The sequence below is a fragment of the Variovorax paradoxus genome, assembly GCF_009755665.1.
Classification (GTDB): domain Bacteria; phylum Pseudomonadota; class Gammaproteobacteria; order Burkholderiales; family Burkholderiaceae_C; genus Variovorax; species Variovorax paradoxus_G.
The window spans coordinates 2,156,349-2,175,294 of sequence record NZ_CP046622.1; the positions used below are offsets into that span (position 1 = coordinate 2,156,349).

Sequence of the window (18,946 nt, forward strand, 5' to 3'; positions counted from 1 at the left end):
CTCATACCTGACTCGATGACACGCAGCAAACGACCTTTCATCACGGCCGTGTGGCCGGGCCGCCCGTATCCGCGCGGCGCCAATTGGGACGGGGAGGGCGTGAACTTCGCGCTCTTCTCCCAACACGCACAGGGCGTCGACCTGTGCCTTTTCGACGAAAAAGGCCGCCACGAAATCCAGCGCATTCCGATCCGCGAGCGAACCGACGGCATCTGGCACTGCTACCTGCCCGAGGCACGCCCGGGCCTGGCCTACGGCTACCGCGTGCACGGGCCGTACAAGCCCGAAGAGGGGCACCGCTTCAACCCGCACAAGCTGCTGGTCGACCCCTATGCGAAGGACCTGATCGGCGAGCTGCGCTGGGGCGATGCGCTCTATGGCTACACCGTGGGCAGCAAGCGGGAAGACCTGTCGTTCGACCGGCGCGACAGCGCACCGCTCGTGCCCAAGGGCCGCGTGCTCGAAACCGCCTTTACCTGGGGCGACGACCGCCGGCCATCCATACCCTGGCAGGACATGGTCATCTACGAGCTGCACGTGCGCGGCTTCACCATGCGCCATCCCGACGTGCCGACCGAATTGCGCGGCACCTACGGCGGCTTGTGCTGCGCGCCGGTGGTCGACTACCTGAAGCGGCTGGGCGTGACCACCGTGGAGCTTTTGCCGGTGCACAGCTTCCTGAACGACAGGCACCTGGCCGAGAAGGGCCTGCAGAACTATTGGGGCTACAACTCGCTGGCCTACTTCGCACCCGAAATGCGCTACAGCGCCTCCGGCAAGGTGAAGGAGTTCAAGACCATGGTGAAAACGCTGCACTCGGCCGGCATCGAGGTCATTCTCGACGTGGTCTACAACCACACCTGCGAAGGCAACCAGCTGGGGCCGACGCTCTCGATGCGAGGCGTGGACAACGCCTCCTACTACATCGTCAACGCCGAGAACCGGCGCTACTACGACGACTTCACCGGCTGCGGCAACACCGTCAACCTGGAGCATCCGCATGCGCTGCAGCTGGTGATGGATTCGCTGCGCTACTGGGCCGAGGAAATGCATGTCGACGGCTTTCGCTTCGACCTGGCTTCTGCGCTGGCACGCGAGTCGGGCAAGGTCGAAAACCTTGGCGGGTTCTTCGATGCGATCCGGCAGGACCCGACGCTCAACCGCGTCAAGCTCATTGCCGAGCCATGGGACTTGGGCCATGGCGGCTATCAGGTCGGCAACTTTCCGCTGGGCTGGGCCGAATGGAACGACCGCTACCGCGACGGCATGCGCGGCTTCTGGAAGGGCGACGCGGGCGTGATCGGCGAAGTGGGCAAGCGGCTCACCGGCTCCGAAGACCTGTACGGCTGGTCGGGCAAGCAGCCCACTGCGAGCATCAACTTCATTACCGCGCACGACGGCTTCACGCTCAACGACCTGGTCTCCTACAACGACAAGCACAACGAAGCCAACGGCGAAGACAACCGCGACGGCAACAGCCACAACATCTCGTGGAACTGCGGCACGGAAGGGCCGACCGACGACCCCGCGATCGTGGCGCTGCGCGAGCGCCAGAAGCGCAACATGCTGGCCACGCTGCTGCTTTCGCAAGGGGTGCCCATGCTGCTGGCCGGCGACGAGCGCGGCCACACGCAGAACGGCAACAACAACGTCTACTGCCAGGACAACGAGCTCGGCTGGCTCGACTGGACGCCCACGCCCGAGCGGCAGGCGCTGGTCACCTTTGTGGAACGCGCGATCGCGCTCAGGCGCGCGCACCCCTCGTTTCGCAGGCGCAGCTTTTTTGCCGGCAAGCCGAGCGAGGCCGAGAGCGTGACCGACGTGCTCTGGCTCAAGCCCGACGGCGCCGAAATGCGCCCGGAGGACTGGGGCGACGCCAACGCCAGGTGCTTTGCCATGTACATGTCCGGCGGCGGCATCGTCGACCGGGGGCCGCGCGGCGAGGCGCTGCACGACGACGACTTTCTGGTGTTGTTCAACGCGCACCACGACGAGATCAAGTTCACGCTGCCGCCCGCGCCGTACGGCGCATGGCGGCTGCTGCTGGACACCGCCAGCGCCTCGCCACCGCCCGCCACCGAAGACGTGGCCGCGCTTGCGCCCGCGTGGTCGGAGCCCGCCTACCCGCTGCAGTGCCGCTCGCTCGTGGTGCTGAGCCGACCGGATGTACGGCCATGAAACGCGCTCATCGCATGCCCTTTGGGGCTACCGTCAACAGCAACAACGGCGGCGGCGTCGACTTTGCACTTTGGGCTCCTTCCGCGGACGGCATCACGCTGGTGCACACGCCTGCCGGCGGTGCGGACGCTTCGCACGCGATGCCGCGCAGCGAGGATGGATGGCACCGCCTGACGCTGCCGGATGCGCGCCATGGGGATAGCTACGCCTATCGGCTGGCGGATGGAACCACCATTCCCGACCCGGCATCGCGCTACAACCCGGACGACGTTCATGGCCCCAGCCGCATCGTCGACCCGCACCGCTTCGAATGGACCGACACCGACTGGCGCGGGCGCCCCTGGCACGAGGCGGTGGTCTACGAACTGCACGTGGGTACCTTTACGGAAGAGGGCACCTTCGAGGCTGCGCGCGAGCGGCTCGGTGAGCTTGCGGAACTGGGCATCACTGCCATCGAGCTCATGCCGCTGGCGGATTTTCCGGGCGCGCGCAACTGGGGCTATGACGGCGTGCTGCAATTTGCGCCCGACGCCAGCTACGGAACGCCGGACGATCTCAAGGCGCTGGTCAATGCCGCGCACGCACTCGGCCTGATGGTGCTGGTCGACGTGGTCTACAACCACTTCGGGCCCGAAGGCAACTACCTGCACGCGTGCTGCCCCGAATTCTTCAACGCGGCGGAGCGCACACCCTGGGGCGCCGCCATCAACTTCGACGGCGACAAGTCGCGCACCGTGCGCGACTTCTTCATGCACAACGCCTTGTACTGGGTGGAAGAGTTCCATATGGACGGCCTTCGCATGGATGCGATCCATGCCATTCGCGACTCGTCCGAAAAGCACATCGTCCAGGAAATCCGCGAGGCGCTGAACGCCGGCCCGGCGCGCGAGAGGCAGGTGCACCTGGTGCTGGAGAACGATGCCAACCTGGCCTCGCTGCTGGCACGCGACGGCGCCGGCCTGCCCGTTGCGGGCACCGCACAGTGGAACGACGACCTCCACCATGCGGCGCACGTGCTGACCACCGGCGAGCACGACGGCTACTACGCCGACTATGCCGACGACCCCGCGTGCCGCCTTGCGCGCGCGCTGGCCGAGGGTTTCATCTACCAGGGACAGGCATCGGCCTTCCGCGGCGGCGAGTTGCGCGGCGAACCCAGCACGCAGTTGCCATCGACCGCTTTCGTGTCCTACCTGCAGACCCACGACCAGGTCGGCAACCGCGCCTTCGGCGAACGCATCCATGCCATGGGCGACCCGGCGCTGGTACGCGCCGCGTTTGCCTGCGTGCTGCTCTCGCCGCACGTGCCCATGCTCTTCATGGGCGACGAATTCGCGGCGTCGTCGCCGTTCCTGTACTTCTGCGACTTTGGTCCCGAGCTGGCCTCTGCCGTGGCAGAAGGGCGGCGGGCCGAGTTCGGCGGCTTTGCGGCCTTTGCGGACGAAGCGGCCCGCGCGCGTATTCCCGACCCCAACGCCGAAGAGACCTTTACCGCCTCGAAGCTCCGGTGGCGCGAGCGCGGCACGCAACCGCACTTTGCACGGCTGTGCGAAATGCAGCAGTTGCTCGAGGCGCGCCACCGCATGCTGGTGCCGCACCTGGCTGGTGCCCGGCACGCTGGAACTTATCGCTGCGAAAACGGCGTGGTCCAGGTGCAGTGGGAGCTGGTGAGCTCCACGGCCGGCGAGCCGGCCAGGCGCCTTCACCTGCTGGCCAACTTCGGTGCGCAGGCCGCCACGCAAGCCGCGGCGCCGCCCGGTGCGCAGGTCTACAGCTCAGGTGCTGCGGCAGATGCGGCGGGCCTGCGGCTTGAGCGCGGCGCGGTGCACGCGACGCTGGAGGACGTGTCCGGTGGCTGATTCGACCCAGTGGTCCCCCGATGCGCTGGAGCGCCTTTGCAGGCACTACGGCATCTCCGCCGCCTATTTCGACGCTTTCGGCACGCAGCGCCATGCGACGCCCGAAAGCCTTGTCGCATTGCTGGCCGAGTTCGGTGTGCAGGCGGGTGCCGCAGCGGGCGATATTGCGCAGCAGGCCATGCCGCCGGTGCTCGTTGTCGCAGCGCAGGCGCCGCACTGGAGCGTGCATCTGCCGCGGCAAGGCCATTTGGCGGGCAGGCTGCGCTGGCACTTGCGCGATGAAGAAGGCCGCCTTCGCGACGGTGAGGCCGATGCGCACGCACTGCACGACGGCGGCTGCATCCTGCACCTGGCGGAACCGCTTGCGCCCGGCTATCACTGGCTGCGAATCGATGGGCTGGACGGCGAGACCATGGTCGTCGCGTCACCCGGGCGCTGCTACCGGCCGCCGGCGGTGCGCGACGGTGGCCGTGTGTGGGGGCCGGCAGTGCAGCTGTATGCGCTGCGCTCGCCGCGCAACTGGGGCATCGGCGACTTTGGCGACCTGGACGCGCTGATCGACAGCATGGCCGGGCAGGGCGCCGATGTCATCGGGCTGAACCCGCTGCATGCGCTGTTCCCTACGGACCCGCAGCGCGCGAGCCCCTACAGCCCTTCGTCGCGGCAACGGCTCAACGTGCTGTACATCGACATCGAGGCGGTGGACGACTTTGCCGCGTGCGAGCCCGCGCGCCGCCGCGTGGAATCGCCCGAGTTCCAGGCGAAGCTGGCCGCACTGCGCGAGTTACCGCTGGTGGACCATGTGGGCGTGGCCGCTGCCAAGTTCGAAGTGCTGGAACTGCTTTTCGAGCACTTCAGAACGCACCACCTTTCGCTCGCCGGCGGTGCCGACCCGGCCGGCAAGGCCTTCCTGGAATTCGTTGCCGGGCAGGGCGAATCGCTCCGGCGCCACGCGTTGTTCGAAGCGCTGCAGGCCCACTTTGCGGCGTCAGACCCGCAATGCTGGGGTTGGCTCGTGTGGCCCGAGGCCTACCGCGACATCGACTCGCCCGAAGTGCGGGAGTTTGCGGATCGGCATGCGGACCGCCTGCAGTACCACCAATACCTGCAATGGCTGGCCGAACGCCAGCTTGCGCGTGCGGGTGCACGCTGCGAGGCGCTCGGCATGGGCATCGGCCTTTACCTCGACCTGGCGGTTTCGGTGGATCGCGGCGGCTCGGACGCATGGGGCGCGCAGCATTGCTTTGCGGTGGGCGCAAGCATCGGCGCGCCGCCGGACGAGTTCAACCCGGCCGGGCAGAACTGGGGGCTGCCGCCGCTGCGGCCGGACCGCCTGCGCGCCAATCACTACCAGCCCTTCGTGCAGATGCTGCGCGAGAACATGCGCCACGCTGGCGCGCTGCGAATCGACCACGTCATGGGGCTGATGCGCCTGTTCTGGATTCCACCGGGCCGCACCGCGCACGACGGCGCCTACGTGCGCTATGCGGTCGACGAGATGCTCGCCATCGTGGCTGTGGAAAGCCATCGCCATCGCTGCATGGTCGTGGGCGAAGACCTGGGCACGGTCGAAGACGCAATGCGCGATGCTCTCGCGCGGGCCGATGTGCTTTCTTACCGGCTCCTTTACTTCGAAAAGCAGCAGGGCGGCGTGTTCACGCCGCCCGCGGCATATCCACCGGCGGCACTGGTGGCCATCAGCACGCACGACCTTGCCACGCTCGCGGGCTGGTGGTCGGGACATGACCTCCGGCTCAGGCTGGCGCTGGGCCTTTTTCCGGACCCTGGGCTGTTCGACCGGCAACTGCTCGATCGGGCGCAGGAGCGAATCCGGCTGATGCTGGCGGTGCGCGAGGCGGGGCTGCTGTCGCACGACGAAGCCGCGCAGGCACTGGCGTTGGCAACACCCTCGCCGCAGACCATGCAAGCGATCCACGCGTTTCTGGCCGCTGCGCCGTCGGCGCTGATGGTGTTCCAGCTCGAAGACGTGGCCGGCGAGGTGGAACAGGCCAACATGCCCGGCACGGTCGACACGCATCCGAACTGGCGGCGCAAGCTCGCGTCGTCGGTGGATGCACTGGCCGCGAGCGACGCCATGCAGGGCCTGGCCGGGCATCTGCGCGCTGCGCGGCCTCGCCGAAGCGCAAGCGCAAGCGCGGAGCCGGTGCCGCTCATGCAAGCGCGCGTGCCGCGGGCCACCTATCGCCTGCAGTTCCACAAGGGCTTCAGCTTCGACGATGCCATCCGCGTGCTGCCCTACTTGGCGCAGCTCGGCGTGAGCCATGTCTATTGCTCGCCCATCCAGCGGGCCCGCGCGGGCAGCACCCACGGCTATGACGTGGTGGCCCATGCGCAGATCAATCCCGAACTGGGCGGCACCGAAGGTTTTGCGCGCTTTGTTGAAGCGCTGCAGGCCAACGGCCTGGGGCAGCTGCTCGACATGGTGCCCAATCACATGGGCGTGCTCGGCGCCGACAACGCCTGGTGGATGGACGTGCTCGAGAACGGCCCGGCCTCGCTATTCGCGCAGTATTTCGACATCGACTGGCAGCCGCTCAACCAAGAGCTGACCGGCAAGGTGCTGCTGCCGGTGCTCGGCGGCCACTACGGAGAGGTGCTCTCCGGCGGTGACCTGGTGCTGCATTTCGAAGCGGCGCAGGGCAGTTTTGCGCTGCGCTATTTCGACCACCGGTTTCCGCTTGCGCCCGAAAGCTATCCGGTGGTGCTGGGGCGTGCGCTGCCGCACCTGAAGGACCCGGTGCTTGCGGCGGAACTGGCCAGTCTCTCGGCCGCCTTCGGCCACCTGCCGGGCCGCCATGCGCAGGCGCCTTCAGAGCGCACCGAGCGCGTGCGCGACAAGGAGCTGTTCAAGACCCGGCTCGCGCAACTGGTGCAGGCGCATCCCGCGCTGGCGCGCGCCGTGCTTGCAGCGGTGGCCGAACTGAACCTGGCATCGGACAGCGCGCGCGACGAACTGCACCGGCTCATCGAGGTGCAGGCCTACCGGCTCGCGTACTGGCGCGTGGCGGCGGATGAAATCAACTACCGGCGCTTCTTCGACATCAACGACCTGGCGGCGGTGCGCATGGAGCGCGACGAAGTGTTCGAGGCCACGCAGTCCTTTGCGCTGGACCTGGCCGCTGCCGGCGTGGTGGACGGCCTGCGCATTGACCACCCCGACGGCCTGTACGACCCCGCGCGCTACTTCAGGCAACTGCAGGAAGGCTATGCGCGCCGCGCCGGCATCGTGCTGCCGGCCCCAGGGCCCGACGGCAGGCCCCAGCGCCCGCTGTATGTGGTGGCCGAGAAAATCGCCGCCTCTGAAGAAGAGGTGCCGGTTGAATGGCATGTGCACGGCACCACCGGCTACCGTTTTGCCAACGTGGCTAACGGCGTGCTGGTGGACACCGCCGCGGCCGACGCCTTGCGGCAAACCTGGCACCGCTTCACCGGCGATGCGCAAGATTTCGATGCAGTGGCCCGCGCAGGCAAGCACGAGGTCATGCGCAGCGCGCTCGCGTCGGAGCTGAACGTGCTCTCCACCGAGCTGCTGCGAATTGCACGCGCCGACCGCACCACGCGCGACTACACGCTCAACGCGCTGCGCCGCGCACTGGCCGGCGTGGCCGCATGCATGCCGGTGTACCGCACCTACATCGTCGATGCGCCATCCGCGCAAGACGCGCATTTCATCGATGCAGCCACCGACGCCGCCGAACGCCAGAGCCTCGATGCCGACCGTTCCATCTTCGCCTTTGTGCGCCGCTCCCTGCGCGGAGAGGCCGCTGAGCATGCGACCCCGGCACTGGCCGAGCGCGTGCGCCGGTTTGCTGTGCGCTTTCAGCAGTTCAGCGCACCCGTTGCGGCCAAGGGCGTGGAAGACACCGCGTTCTACCGCTACTTTCCGCTCAGCGCGCTGAACGAGGTGGGCGGCGAGCCCGATCAGTTCGGCTTCGATGTGGAAGAGTTTCATTCGCTCAGCGCCGACCGCGCGTGCCACTGGCCGCACACCATGCTGGCCACTTCCACGCACGACAACAAGCGCTCGGAAGATGTGCGCAACCGCATCGACGTGCTTTCGGAAATGCCGGACGAGTGGCGCGATGCGCTCACGCGCTGGCATGCGCTCTGCCGCGGCGGGCACGAGGCGGCTGCGCCTTCGCGCGCGGACGAATACCTGCTCTACCAGACCCTGCTCGGCACCTTGCCCTTCGGCGGACTCAGCGCCGAAGCCGCGCCTGCGTATGAACAGCGCGTGCTGCAGTACATGCAAAAGGCCGCGCGCGAATCCAAGTCGCACACGCGCTGGACCCAGCCCGATGCGCAGTACGAAGAGGCACTGGAGGCCTTGGTACGAAAGATTCTTTCCGATCGTTCGCAAGGCGGCTGCCTTGCCGACATCCAGCGCATGGCCGATCGCCTCGCGTGGTTCGGCGCGTGGAACGGCCTCACGCTGACGCTGCTGAAGTACGCCTCGCCGGGCGTGCCCGATCTGTATCAGGGCAGTGAACTCATCGACCTGAGTTTGGTCGACCCTGACAACCGTCGGCCGGTGGACTATGAGCTGCGCAGTCAGCGGCTCGATCAGCTTCAGGCGATGGCCGGCGAAACCGACCAGCCGGCGCGGGTGCAGTCGCTCGCCGAGGCGCCTCACGACGGAAGCGCGAAGCTCTGGTTCATCTGGCGGATGTTGTCGCTGCGACGCGAGCACGCGGAGCTTTTTCGCGACGGCAGCTATGAAGGGCTCGCGGTCGAAGGGCCGTTGGCCCGGCATGTGGTGGCCTTTGCGCGGAGGCATGAAGGGCGCACGTTGGTGGTGATTGCCGGGCGGTTGTTTGCTGGCATTGCGCGTGGTGAGGCGGAAAGGGGTGCGCCGGTGCTTCCTGAAGCGGCTGCGTGGCGGGGGACGAGGGTGGTGTTGCCTGAAGGGCTTGGGGGTGCGAGGCTAACGAATGTGCTTACTGGGGAAGCGCTCGTAGCGGACGGCAATGTCGTCCCGCTCGAAGGGGCGTTTTGTTGGATGCCGTGGGCCGCCTTCATCCAAATCGCGGAACCATCGGCGTGACTCGCTCGACACACCCAGGCGAAGCATCAGCCCTATCCCGGCGCAAACCGTCGGAGATCACCGGCGCGGACGTTTTCCTACTGCAAAGGTCGTTTTTTCCCTTCGCCGGCCGAGGTGACGCTGGCTACCGTGACAGCGTATCCACCACCGAGGCAGTCAAATGAAAAGCATCATCCTCTGGCTATGCGGCGTCCCCATTGGCGTCATCATCTTGTTGAAGGTATTCGGAGTCTTTTGAGAGCGATGAGGGGGATTGCCCTTTTACAAAGACGTTCCAGTTCGCCGCCACCGTTCACGGCGCGTGCTGTTCGGCGCTGTTCACGGCCGTCACACGCCACATCCCGCAAGGCCTACGACGCGCCCCGCGGACCGCGCGGGGTGTCCAGATGGTCAAGGCTCTTCGCACTGAAAGCGGATATTCCGTCAGCGTCCGGAATTGAGGCATCTGAAGAGGCAAGCGGCAGTGCACCTTATCTTCGGTGCGGATTCAGAGATGCATCACTTGGCGTCAACCCGAGCGATCGGGCTAGGCGCATCGCGCAGCGCGGCGCACGCGGCCGTCCACGCCGAGTCTGCCGGGTTGAGCGCGGTGCGCAGGTAAGCCCACGTCAGCTGCGCCACCGCCTCTACGCGCGCCGGGCTTTCGTCGGTAGTTTCCGCCGCGTCATAGCCGGAGATCCCGCCAAGGATGTGCTCGCCTGCGAACACGGTGAGCAGGTCCTTAGGGCCAGGGCTCAGGGTATACGCGCCGGCCCGATAGGCCGCCTGGTCGGAGAACATCGGATTGATGTCCCGATCGCCGACGACAACGAGCGCGGGCGCCGTCATCGCGGAAAAGTCGATCGTGCGGAGGATCGGATAGCGGTCTCGCGCAGCCCCCGTCAGAAACGCCGGATTGCCCGGCCCGGCGATGATGACGCCCGCGGCGATGCGCGGGTCGCGCAGATCGACCACGGTACCGTCGGCGTCGGTGACGCGCTGGCCGAGGAGCATCCCCGCTGTCATGCCGCCAAGCGAATGTCCAGCCACCGCGACCCGACTCCGGTCCACCCGCCCACGCAGCCCCGGGACGGCTTCTTCGAGCGCGTCGAGCGCGTCAAGGACTCGGCTCATGTCCTCGGCGCGTGAGCGCCAGAACAGCGCTCCCTCGGGTCCGCTCGGGTCGACGACGCCACGCAGGGTTGCCGACGACAGGTGCGTCGGCTGGATGACGACGAAGCCGCGAGCAGCCCAGTAGTTGGCGAGGGGCCCGTACCCGTTCAGCGACGACAGGTTGTTCGACGCGCCATGCCCGTGGGAAAGAAGGACGATCGGGAGATCGCGGCCGGTCGCCGGTGCGGACACGCGCACCTGCAGTGCGACGGCGCGCCCCGGCGCCGGAAGCACGATCGGGCTGACGGAGACGACGGGAACAGGCTCAACGGCGGCGATGGCGCCAAGGGGCGAGATGGAGGTGGACATGAGAGGTTTCCTTCAGAGGTTGGGATTGCTTGGCTCGCATCGACGACCGACGGCGCGGTACCAATCGGTCAACGATACTGTTGGAAGACAGGACTGCATACAATGCAAAGTCCATGATTCGTGTTCAAGAGTCCAAAGAATGTTGGTCGATCCCCTCGCCGAGGTCGTGACCCTGCTGCACCCGAGTGCTCCGTTCGCAAAGCTAGCCACGGCCGCCGGGCGGTGGGTGGCGCGTCGCGCTGAAGCAGGCCGCCCGTTCTTCTGCGCCGTCTTGGAAGGAGCCGCTCGGCTGACGGTTCAGGGGCAGGAAGCCCTGGTACTCGAAGAGGGAGACTTCGTCCTCGTTCCTGCCGCATTCGACTTCTCGGTGTCGAGCCTGGAGCCACCGGCCGACGGCGAGGAGACGGCGTACGCCTTCCGCCCCGACGGCGAGATCCGGCACGGTGACCCGGACGCGCCGCCCGATGTGCGGCTGCTGGTCGGCTACTGCATCTTCGGGTCGCCGGACGCGCAACTTTTGGTGTCGCTGCTACCGCAGCTCGTGCACGTCCGAGGCCAGCCGACGCTCACCACGCTCGTGTCGCTGGTCCACGCGGAGTTCCGCGCCCGGCGCCCTGCGCGCGACGTCGTGCTCGCCCGCCTGTTGGACGTGCTGCTGATCGAGGCGCTTCGATCGACGCCGGAACAGGCGGCCTCGCCCGGACTCGTCCGCGGCCTGGCCGACGAGCGACTGGCCCAGGCGATCCGACGGATGCACGAGCAGCCGAACGCATCGTGGACCGTCGCCCAGCTCGCGCGCGAGGCCGCGATGTCAAGGTCTGCGTTCTTCACCCGGTTCAGCCGACTCGTCGGCGTGACGCCGATGGAATACCTGCTCGGGTGGCGCATCGCGGTCGCCAAGCGCTTGCTCAGCCTTGATGGCGCAACGGTCGCCGACGTCGCTGGGCGCGTCGGGTACGGCTCGGCCAGTGCTTTCAGCGTCGCATTCACGCGCCATGTAGGCCAGCCCCCCGCGCACTTCGCGCGCCGCCCGAATCGTCGTGCTACTGCAGCCGTCAACGCCGACACCTAGGCATCAAGCGTTCGTCAGAAGGCGCTCTTGACGACGCCGCCGTCGACGCGAAGGGCCGCACCCGTCGTCGCCGAGGCGAGCGGACTTGCCACGTAAGCCACGAGCGAGGCCACCTCCTGCGGCGAGGCGAAGCGCTTGATCAGCGAGGTGGGGCGAACGTGGTCGAAGAACTCTGCCTCTACCTGCTCGAAGCTCTTGTCGCTCGAGCGTGCCATGCCTTCCACGAAGTCGCCGACGCCGCGCGATTTGGTTGGGCCCGGAAGTACGCTGTTCACTGTGATGTTCGTTCCGGCGAGCGATTCGGCAAGACCGCGCGACACCGCCAGTTGCGCGGTCTTTGTCATGCCGTAGTGAATCATCTCGGTTGGTATCTGCACGGCGCTCTCACTCGAGATGAAGATGATTCTTCCCCAATTGGCTCGCTTCATTTCCGGCAGTACCAGTCGTGCGAGGCGAACGCCGCTCAGCACATTGACATCGAAGAAGCGCTGCCAGTCTTCATCGGGAATATTTTCGAATGCCTTGGCCTCGAAGATGCCTAGGTTGTTCACCAGGATGCCGATGCCGGGATGACGACGCACGGCTTCTTCGGCGGCATCTGCCCGGCTCAGGTCGCCGGCGTAGCCGAGCACCGTGCCTTGCGTTTCCGAACGGATGCGCTCTGCCGCCTCTTCGACCGCGGCCTGCGATCTGCCGTTCACGATCACGCTTGCGCCCTCCTGGGCGAGCGTGCGCGCAATTGCGTAGCCGATGCCGGCGGTGCTTCCACTCACCAGCGCGAGCTTTCCATCGAGTTGCAGATCCATCTTGGTTCTCCTGGGTTGGTTCGGCGTTCATGTTCGCCGAGTTCTGTTGTTCGTGCCACCCGCGGGCCGCGAGTTCGCGGCAGTTCCCCGTCAGCCGAGGAAGTTGACCAATGCCGGAATGACCTGCTCTGGCGCCTCTTCCATCAACCAGTGCCCGGAGCCTTTGACGATGACGCCCTGCACATCGGTTGCGACCATCTTTCCCTGCTCGATCAGAAAGCTCCCGCCGGCCTTTTCACCGGAGAGCACCAGCATCGGCATGGGCAGTGGCGTCTTGCCCAGTTCGGCGAACTCGGCCGCATCCTGCTCGAAGGCCTTGAAATATTCAAACCCTGCTCGCATGCCGCCGGGTTGCGCATAGGCCCTGGCGTAGAACTGGCGGTCGGCTTCGGGCACCGAGTGCTTGGGGTCGGCCGCAAAGTCGTTCCAGAAGTGCTCGAAATAGATGCGCTCGCGCCCTTTCACAAGCGCCAGCGGCGTGGCACCGTGGAAATGGAAATGCCACAGGTCGCGCAAGAGCCACACGTTCTGCCATTCGCCGATCCCGGGCAGGAAGGCGTCCATGAGCACCACCTTGTCGGTCTCCGACGGAAACTGCGCGGCATACGCGTAGGCCACCATCAGGCCGATGTCGTGCCCGACGATGCTGACGCTGCGAATGCCGAGCGAGCGCACAAGCTCGTGGATGTCGACAGCCATGTTCTTCTTGCCATAGCCCGTCTCGGGCTTCGAGGAATTGCCGGCGCCCCGAAGATCGGGCACAACCACCGTGTGCGTCCTGGCCAAGAGCGGCATCAGCGGGTTCCACATGTGCCCCGTTTCGGCGTAGCCATGCAGCAACACGACAGCCGGCCCGCTGCCCCCTATGCGGTAGTTGATGCGGGTGCCGTTCACTTCCGCTTTACCCGAGCGGAAGCCCGGCACCGCGTCGGAGGCGGGTGCCGCGTGCGCGGTGCCGCCCAAGCTCAGGGCGGCGCCGACGGCGAGCGCGCCAGCAAGCAGGTCGCGGCGGGTGGGAGTGGAGGGGGCGGCGGGGTTGAAACGGGTTGCGGTCATGTTGAGCTTCCTTCTGTTGGTTTCTGGGATGGGGTGAATTTATGGTTCAGCTTCACTTCCAGAAAGAGGCCAAAAGTGGTTTACTCATTCAGCTTTCATGAATGATTGGACGTGCCGCTCATGGACCGATTGCGTGCGTATGAGGTGTTCGTCACCGTGGTGGCGCGGGGCAGTTTCACCAAGGCGGCCGACGCGCTGGACACCTCGCCAGCCAACGTGACGCGCTACATCAACGAGCTTGAGGCACACCTGCGCACGCGGCTCATCAACCGCACGTCGCGCCGGCTGTCGCTCACCGAAGGCGGTGAAGCGCTTTTTGACAGGGCGAAATCGATTCTTGAAGAAGTGGCGGAGACCGAGGCCCTGGCCACCACTGCGTCATTGCAGCCTCGGGGGCGCCTTCGCATCAACGCGCCATTGAGCTTTGGCAGCCTCGTGCTGGCGCCGTTGTGGCCGAAGTTCATGGCGAAGTACCCCGACGTCGAACTCGACGTCGCGCTCATCGACCGCGTGGTCGACATCGTCGAAGAGGGCTACGACCTGGCCATCCGCATCTCGCGCACCACCTCGGGCAGCCATATCGCACGCCGCCTGGGCCGCTCGCCGAACCTGGTCTGCGCCTCGCCCGGCTACCTTGCGGCCCATGGCATGCCCCAGGTGCCGGCAGACCTTGCCAGGCACCTTTGCCTGGGCTACACGTACGGTGCGACATCCGACGAGTGGCAGTTTGCCGGCCCCGGCGGAACGCTGGAGTCCGTGCGGGTGCGCTGGGCCTTGCGCGCCAACAATGGCGAAACCGCCCGGGCCGCGGCGCTGGCTGGTGCCGGCGTCATCTGGCAACCGAGCTTCGTGATCGGCAATGATGTGCAGGCCGGTCGGCTGGTGGAGGTCATGCCCGGTTATCACATGCCACCGGTCGACATCCTGGCGATTTATGCAAGCCGTCGGCACCTCAGCGCAAAGGTGCGAGTGATGGTCGACTTTCTGGTCGATGCTGTGCAAGACTCGCCGCTGGTGAAGGGTGGGGCGGCAGCGGTGGAGAAGTGAGCCTGCGCCTGCGTGAGCTTTCATCACGACGTTTGAACTGGCGTCAGACAACAATTGGCCAGGAACAATCCTTCAACACGGGCGCTTGGGTAAGCCGACTCGAGACATCAGCGATGCGGTCACGGGAGAAAGTGCCATAAGGGTACGGCAACAGTCGGCCAAGAGCGGACGTAGCGCACGTCTTTCCAAATTGGACGCCGAAGGCGTTCTCCCCTCGACAATGCGCCGGGTTTATTCGTCCGCAAGCAGTCATCGATAGGATAGGTCTCGCATGTCGGCCGCTTGGTCTTCGCTCACCGCACGCGGATTCACGGGTGCGACTCGGCGCCACGCCCGTCCGGTCGACCCGCCGCCTCCACCAGGAAACTGACCAGCGCCTGCACCCGCGCGCTGCGCCCCTTGCGCGTGGGCACCAGCACCACCACCGGCGCGGCGCCAAATTCCCAGTCCGCCATCACGCGCTCGAGGCGGCCGGCGGCCAGCGCTTCGGCGGCATCCCATTGCGAACGAAGCACGATGCCCAGGCCATCCTCGGCCCACTGGCGCGCCACGCTGCCGTCGTTGCTGACGAACGCCGGGTTGATGCGCATCGTCTCGCTCTTGCGGGCGCCGCTGCCCGCGGGTCGCATGTGCCACAGTGTCACGTCCTCGTCGTTCTCGCGGATGCAGATGCAGGCGTGGTAGGCCAGGTCCGCCGGGTTGCGGGGCGTGCCGTGCTCGCGCAGGTAGCCCGGGCTCGCGCATAGCCAGCGTTCGTTGGAAGCGAGCGGATGGGCCACCCAGGACGAGTCGCGCACCGCGCCCACGTGCACCACCGCGTCGGAATCGTGCTTGTCGGGCCACGGTGTTTCGCGCAGGTCCAGCTGCAGCCGCAGGGCCGGATGCAGCCGGGAGAAACGGGACAGCCACGGCGCGACATGCGTGCGGCCATAGCCGAAGGACGCGGCCACCCGAAGCGTTCCGCTCAGGCGCCGGTCGTCGCGCTGCAGGGATTCGCGCAGGCCGTCGAACTTCAGCAGGAGTTCATAGGCCTCGCGCCCGAACCGTTCGCCTTCCGAGGTCAGGTGCAGCTTGCGCGACGTGCGGTTGGCCAGCACCAGGCCCAGCGAAGCCTCGAGTTTGCGCAAGCGCATCGACAGCGCGGGCGGCGTGACACCGAGCGAGCGCGCAGCCGCGCTGAGCGAGCTCTCGCGCAGCAGCGCGGCAGCCAGGCGAAGGTCTTCGATCTGCATCATTCAGTAAAGCTTAACTATTGATGACGAAAGAGTGAAGCACGAAAGCGCCTTGGCACACCTAAAGTGAGCGCCATGCAAAACACTTCGACTCCCATTGCCGCCGCGACCGGGCGCTACCCCCGGGCCGTGCTGTTCGACCTGCTCACTGCGCTGCTCGACTCGTGGACCGTCTGGAACGCGGCTGCGGGCTCCGAGCAGATGGGCCGTACCTGGCGCGCCGAATACCTGCGGCTGACCTATGGCTGCGGCGCCTACGTGCCCTACGAAGAGCTGGTGCGGCAGGCTGCCGCTACGGTGGGGTTGCCGGCGAGCGCGCCTCAGTCGCTGGACGACCACTGGGACGAGCTGCCCGCATGGAGCGGCGCCACCGAACTGCTGCGGGCGCTCCAGCCTCACTGCAAGCTGGCCGTGGTGACCAACTGCTCGCGGCGCCTAGGCCAGCGTGCCGCCGAGCGCCTGGGAATCGACTGGGACGTGGTCGTGACCTCCGAGGAGGCGGGCTTCTACAAGCCCGATCCGAGGCCCTACCGGATGGCCTTGGAGCGCCTCAACGTGGAGCCGGCCGAGGCAGCCTTCGTTGCCGGTTCAGGCTACGACATGTTCGGCACCGCCAGCGTGGGCCTGCGCACCTACTGGCACAACCGCGTCGGCCTCGCCCGGCCCGAAGGCGCGCCGCCGGCGGAGGTCGAGTCGCCCACGCTCGATGACGCACTGCCATGGCTGCGCGGCTTCCGTCCGGCCGCTTCCTGATTCAACCCACCACTCCAGGACCTGCCCATGATTCGCTCCCTTCGCCTGGCCGGCAGCCTTGCTTCCCTCTGTGCCGGCTTGCTGGCTGCGTCTGGCGCCTTCGCACAGTCGTATCCAAACCGCCCGGTCACCCTCATCGTCCCCTTCCCGGCCGGCGGCCCCAGCGATGCACTGGCCCGCGCTGTCGCACAGAAGATGGCTGCGCCGCTGGGCCAGCCCATCGTCATCGAGAACCTCGGTGGCGCGAACGGCGTCATCGGCCTGACCAAGGCGACCAAGGCCGCCGCCGACGGCTACACCATCTCGTTCGGAGGCATCGGCACGCATGTGGCCAACCTCGCGCTGTACAAGAAGCTGGCCTATGACCCGGTTGCCGATTTCGCGCCCATCGGCCCCGCGGGCGCGGCACCGATGCTGCTGCTGGCCCGCGCCGACCTGCCGGCGAACGATCTGCGCGAGTTCAGCGCCTGGCTGGCGAAGCACAAGGACAAGGCCTCCTACGGCAGCGCGGGGGTGGGGTCGATTTCGCACTATGGCTGCGTGCTGTTGCTGTCCTCCCTCGGCCAGAACGTCACGCACGTGCCCTACAAGGGCGTTGCGCCGGCAATCAACGACTTGATGGGCGGGCAGACCGATTTCATGTGCGACCAGACCACCACCGCGCTGCCGCAGATCGCCGGTGGGCGCATCAAGGCCGTCGCCGTGCTGTCGGGCACGCGCCTCACGCAGCTGCCGCGTGCAGCCACCGCGGCGGAAGCTGGCCATGCCCTGGACGTGCGTTCCTGGAACGCCTTCTTCGCCCCGCGCGACACCCCGCAGCCCGTGCTCGCCAAACTGACCGGCGCGCTGCAGCAGGCAGTGGCCGATCCGGCGCTTCGCAAGCAGATGGAAGGGCTGGGTGTCGACTTGCCCGCACCCGCCGATGCAACACCCGCGGCCGTCACCGCGCTCATCGCGCGCGGCATCCGCGACGACGTGCCGGCCCTCAAGGCCAAGGGCCAATACCTGGACTGATCCGAAAGAACAACATGCAGAACGCCCCGCCAAGTCATCTTGCCGAGATCGACACCCCCGCAGCGATCGTGTCGCTTCAGCGCATGCAGCGGAACATCGCGCGCATGCAGCAGCAGGCCGATGCGTTGGGCGTGCGCTTCCGCCCGCACGTGAAGACCAGCAAATGCGCCGAAGTGGTCGCAGCCCAGCTTGCCGCCGGCGCGGCGGGCATCACGGTGTCGACGCTGAAGGAGGCCGACCAGTTCTTCGCCCGCGGCGTGACCGACATCCTCTATGCCGTCGGCATGGCGTCGCACCGGCTCGCGCATGCGCTGGACCTGCGCCAGCGCGGCTGCGCGCTGCAGATCCTGACCGACAGCGTCGAGGGCGCGCGGGCCATCGCCGAATACGGCCGTACGCATGGCCACGTCTTCGAGGTGCTCATCGAGATCGACACCGACGGCCACCGCTCCGGCATCAAGCCGGGCGAGGACGTCCTGCTCGAAGTCGGCCGCGCGCTGCACGAAGGCGGCATGCGCCTGGCTGGCGTGCTCACGCATGCGGGCTCCAGCTACGAACTGCACACGCCCCAGGCCCTGGCCGCCCTGGCCGAGCAGGAACGCGCTGGCTGCGTCCAGGCTGCGCAGCGCCTGCGCGCCGCGGGCCTGCCGTGCCCCATCGTGTCGGTAGGCTCCACGCCCACGGCGCTGGAAGCCGCGTCTCTAGAGGGCGTGACCGAACTGCGTGCCGGGGTCTATGTCTTCTTCGACCTGGTGATGCGCAACGTGGGCGTCTGCAGCGTTGAAGACATCGCGCTGAGCGTGCTCACCACCGTCATCGGGCACCAGGCCGACAAGGGCTGGGCCATCGTCGATGCCGGCTGGATGGCCATGAGCCGCGACCGGGGCACGGGCAAGCAGCAGCGCGACTACGGCTATGGCCAGGTGTGCACCGTGGACGGGACGCCGATCGAGGGCTACCTGCTGTCGGCCGCCAACCAAGAGCACGGCATCCTGTCGCGCGAAGGCGCCGCGGACCCGGACATCGTGGCGCGCTTCCCGGCGGGAACCCGGTTGCGGATACTGCCCAACCATGCCTGCGCGACCGGTGCGCAGTTTCCCGCCTACCAGGCGCTGGCTGCGGATGGCACGGTGCAAACCTGGGAGCGCTTCCATGGTTGGTGAGAACGCCGCTGAACCACGCAATATGTCGGGCCCGGTCCATGTCGCAGCGCCCGCCCTGCGTGATCGGGCGATTGACCGCTTAGGGGCGACGCGACCGGCTGCTTCGGGCTTCAAAGCTAAAACCCGCGACCGGCTACAGTCGGCCAACAGCGGACTTTCCTCCAGCTTCCCAATGGCGGTCAACAACACCTCAATCGTCGAATTCGTTGCCACGGACAAGCAGGCCGGTGACGTTCGGAT

General features: G+C 66.9%; 12 protein-coding genes. 8 read left to right on the top strand and 4 right to left on the bottom strand.

Annotated features, from left to right (window positions below):
* Nucleotides 1-15 precede the first annotated feature (15 nt).
* From glgX to GOQ09_RS10095, 3 genes are read left to right on the top strand one after another with little or no spacing between them, the layout of a single operon-like run.
* Nucleotides 16-2,178, top strand: coding sequence for a glycogen debranching protein GlgX (glgX, locus tag GOQ09_RS10085; protein ID WP_157613302.1), 2,163 nt, complete (start codon nucleotides 16-18; stop codon nucleotides 2,176-2,178).
* Entirely contained in the window at nucleotides 2,175-4,037 is a 1,863-nt protein-coding gene (treZ, locus tag GOQ09_RS10090) for a malto-oligosyltrehalose trehalohydrolase (RefSeq protein WP_157613303.1), read from the top strand. The genes glgX and treZ overlap by 4 nt, the downstream gene beginning before the upstream one ends.
* Complete coding sequence (locus GOQ09_RS10095; RefSeq protein ID WP_242631059.1) at nucleotides 4,030-9,102, top strand: malto-oligosyltrehalose synthase; 5,073 nt, start codon at nucleotides 4,030-4,032, stop codon at nucleotides 9,100-9,102. The genes treZ and GOQ09_RS10095 overlap by 8 nt, the downstream gene beginning before the upstream one ends.
* 498 nt (nucleotides 9,103-9,600) lie before the next feature.
* Here GOQ09_RS10095 and GOQ09_RS10100 read toward each other — a convergent pair whose 3' ends face one another.
* Nucleotides 9,601-10,563: an alpha/beta hydrolase family protein gene (locus GOQ09_RS10100; RefSeq protein ID WP_157613305.1), complete on the bottom strand. Its 963-nt coding sequence runs from the start codon at nucleotides 10,561-10,563 to the stop codon at nucleotides 9,601-9,603.
* Between the two features lie 142 nt (nucleotides 10,564-10,705).
* On the opposite strand from GOQ09_RS10100, the gene GOQ09_RS10105 reads away from it, so the two are divergent.
* On the top strand, nucleotides 10,706-11,635 hold the full coding sequence (locus GOQ09_RS10105; RefSeq protein WP_157616644.1) for an AraC family transcriptional regulator: 930 nt from the start codon (nucleotides 10,706-10,708) through the stop codon (nucleotides 11,633-11,635).
* Nucleotides 11,636-11,649: 14 nt separating this feature from the next.
* Here the strand turns inward: GOQ09_RS10105 and GOQ09_RS10110 are convergent, their stop codons facing one another.
* Both GOQ09_RS10110 and GOQ09_RS10115 read right to left on the bottom strand, forming a co-directional pair.
* Entirely contained in the window at nucleotides 11,650-12,441 is a 792-nt protein-coding gene (locus GOQ09_RS10110) for an SDR family NAD(P)-dependent oxidoreductase (protein WP_157613306.1), read from the bottom strand.
* Between the two features lie 90 nt (nucleotides 12,442-12,531).
* The gene (locus tag GOQ09_RS10115; RefSeq protein WP_157613307.1) at nucleotides 12,532-13,497 is read right to left on the bottom strand and encodes an alpha/beta fold hydrolase; all 966 of its coding nucleotides are present in this window, start codon (nucleotides 13,495-13,497) and stop codon (nucleotides 12,532-12,534) included.
* Between the two features lie 120 nt (nucleotides 13,498-13,617).
* On the opposite strand from GOQ09_RS10115, the gene GOQ09_RS10120 reads away from it, so the two are divergent.
* On the top strand, nucleotides 13,618-14,544 hold the full coding sequence (locus tag GOQ09_RS10120) for a LysR family transcriptional regulator (RefSeq protein WP_157613308.1): 927 nt from the start codon (nucleotides 13,618-13,620) through the stop codon (nucleotides 14,542-14,544).
* Between the two features lie 308 nt (nucleotides 14,545-14,852).
* Here the strand turns inward: GOQ09_RS10120 and GOQ09_RS10125 are convergent, their stop codons facing one another.
* Nucleotides 14,853-15,779 carry a LysR family transcriptional regulator gene (locus tag GOQ09_RS10125; protein WP_157613309.1) on the bottom strand — a complete coding sequence of 309 codons (927 nt, stop codon included), beginning with the start codon at nucleotides 15,777-15,779 and terminating at the stop codon, nucleotides 14,853-14,855.
* Between the two features lie 72 nt (nucleotides 15,780-15,851).
* On the opposite strand from GOQ09_RS10125, the gene GOQ09_RS10130 reads away from it, so the two are divergent.
* Genes GOQ09_RS10130 through GOQ09_RS10140 form a run of 3 tightly spaced genes read left to right on the top strand, consistent with a single transcriptional unit; the run spans nucleotide 15,852 to nucleotide 18,706 of the window.
* The gene (locus tag GOQ09_RS10130) at nucleotides 15,852-16,529 is read left to right on the top strand and encodes an HAD family hydrolase (RefSeq protein ID WP_157613310.1); all 678 of its coding nucleotides are present in this window, start codon (nucleotides 15,852-15,854) and stop codon (nucleotides 16,527-16,529) included.
* A 27-nt stretch (nucleotides 16,530-16,556) separates the two neighbouring features.
* Nucleotides 16,557-17,543, top strand: a complete 987-nt coding sequence (locus GOQ09_RS10135) for a tripartite tricarboxylate transporter substrate-binding protein (protein ID WP_157613311.1) — start codon at nucleotides 16,557-16,559, stop codon at nucleotides 17,541-17,543.
* A gap of 14 nt (nucleotides 17,544-17,557) precedes the next feature.
* Nucleotides 17,558-18,706, top strand: coding sequence for a DSD1 family PLP-dependent enzyme (locus tag GOQ09_RS10140; RefSeq protein WP_157613312.1), 1,149 nt, complete (start codon nucleotides 17,558-17,560; stop codon nucleotides 18,704-18,706).
* The last annotated feature ends 240 nt before the right edge of the window (nucleotides 18,707-18,946 follow it).

Bases quoted from the DNA above. Each gene is read 5' to 3' on its own strand.
- glgX (WP_157613302.1), top strand. From the start codon at position 16: ATGACACGCAGCAAACGACCTTTCATCACGGCCGTGTGGCCGGGCCGC.
- treZ (WP_157613303.1), top strand. From the start codon at position 2,175: ATGAAACGCGCTCATCGCATGCCCTTTGGGGCTACCGTCAACAGCAAC.
- GOQ09_RS10100 (WP_157613305.1), bottom strand. From the start codon at position 10,563: ATGTCCACCTCCATCTCGCCCCTTGGCGCCATCGCCGCCGTTGAGCCT.
- GOQ09_RS10110 (WP_157613306.1), bottom strand. From the start codon at position 12,441: ATGGATCTGCAACTCGATGGAAAGCTCGCGCTGGTGAGTGGAAGCACC.
- GOQ09_RS10115 (WP_157613307.1), bottom strand. From the start codon at position 13,497: ATGACCGCAACCCGTTTCAACCCCGCCGCCCCCTCCACTCCCACCCGC.
- GOQ09_RS10120 (WP_157613308.1), top strand. From the start codon at position 13,618: ATGGACCGATTGCGTGCGTATGAGGTGTTCGTCACCGTGGTGGCGCGG.
- GOQ09_RS10125 (WP_157613309.1), bottom strand. From the start codon at position 15,779: ATGATGCAGATCGAAGACCTTCGCCTGGCTGCCGCGCTGCTGCGCGAG.
- GOQ09_RS10130 (WP_157613310.1), top strand. From the start codon at position 15,852: ATGCAAAACACTTCGACTCCCATTGCCGCCGCGACCGGGCGCTACCCC.
- GOQ09_RS10135 (WP_157613311.1), top strand. From the start codon at position 16,557: ATGATTCGCTCCCTTCGCCTGGCCGGCAGCCTTGCTTCCCTCTGTGCC.
- GOQ09_RS10140 (WP_157613312.1), top strand. From the start codon at position 17,558: ATGCAGAACGCCCCGCCAAGTCATCTTGCCGAGATCGACACCCCCGCA.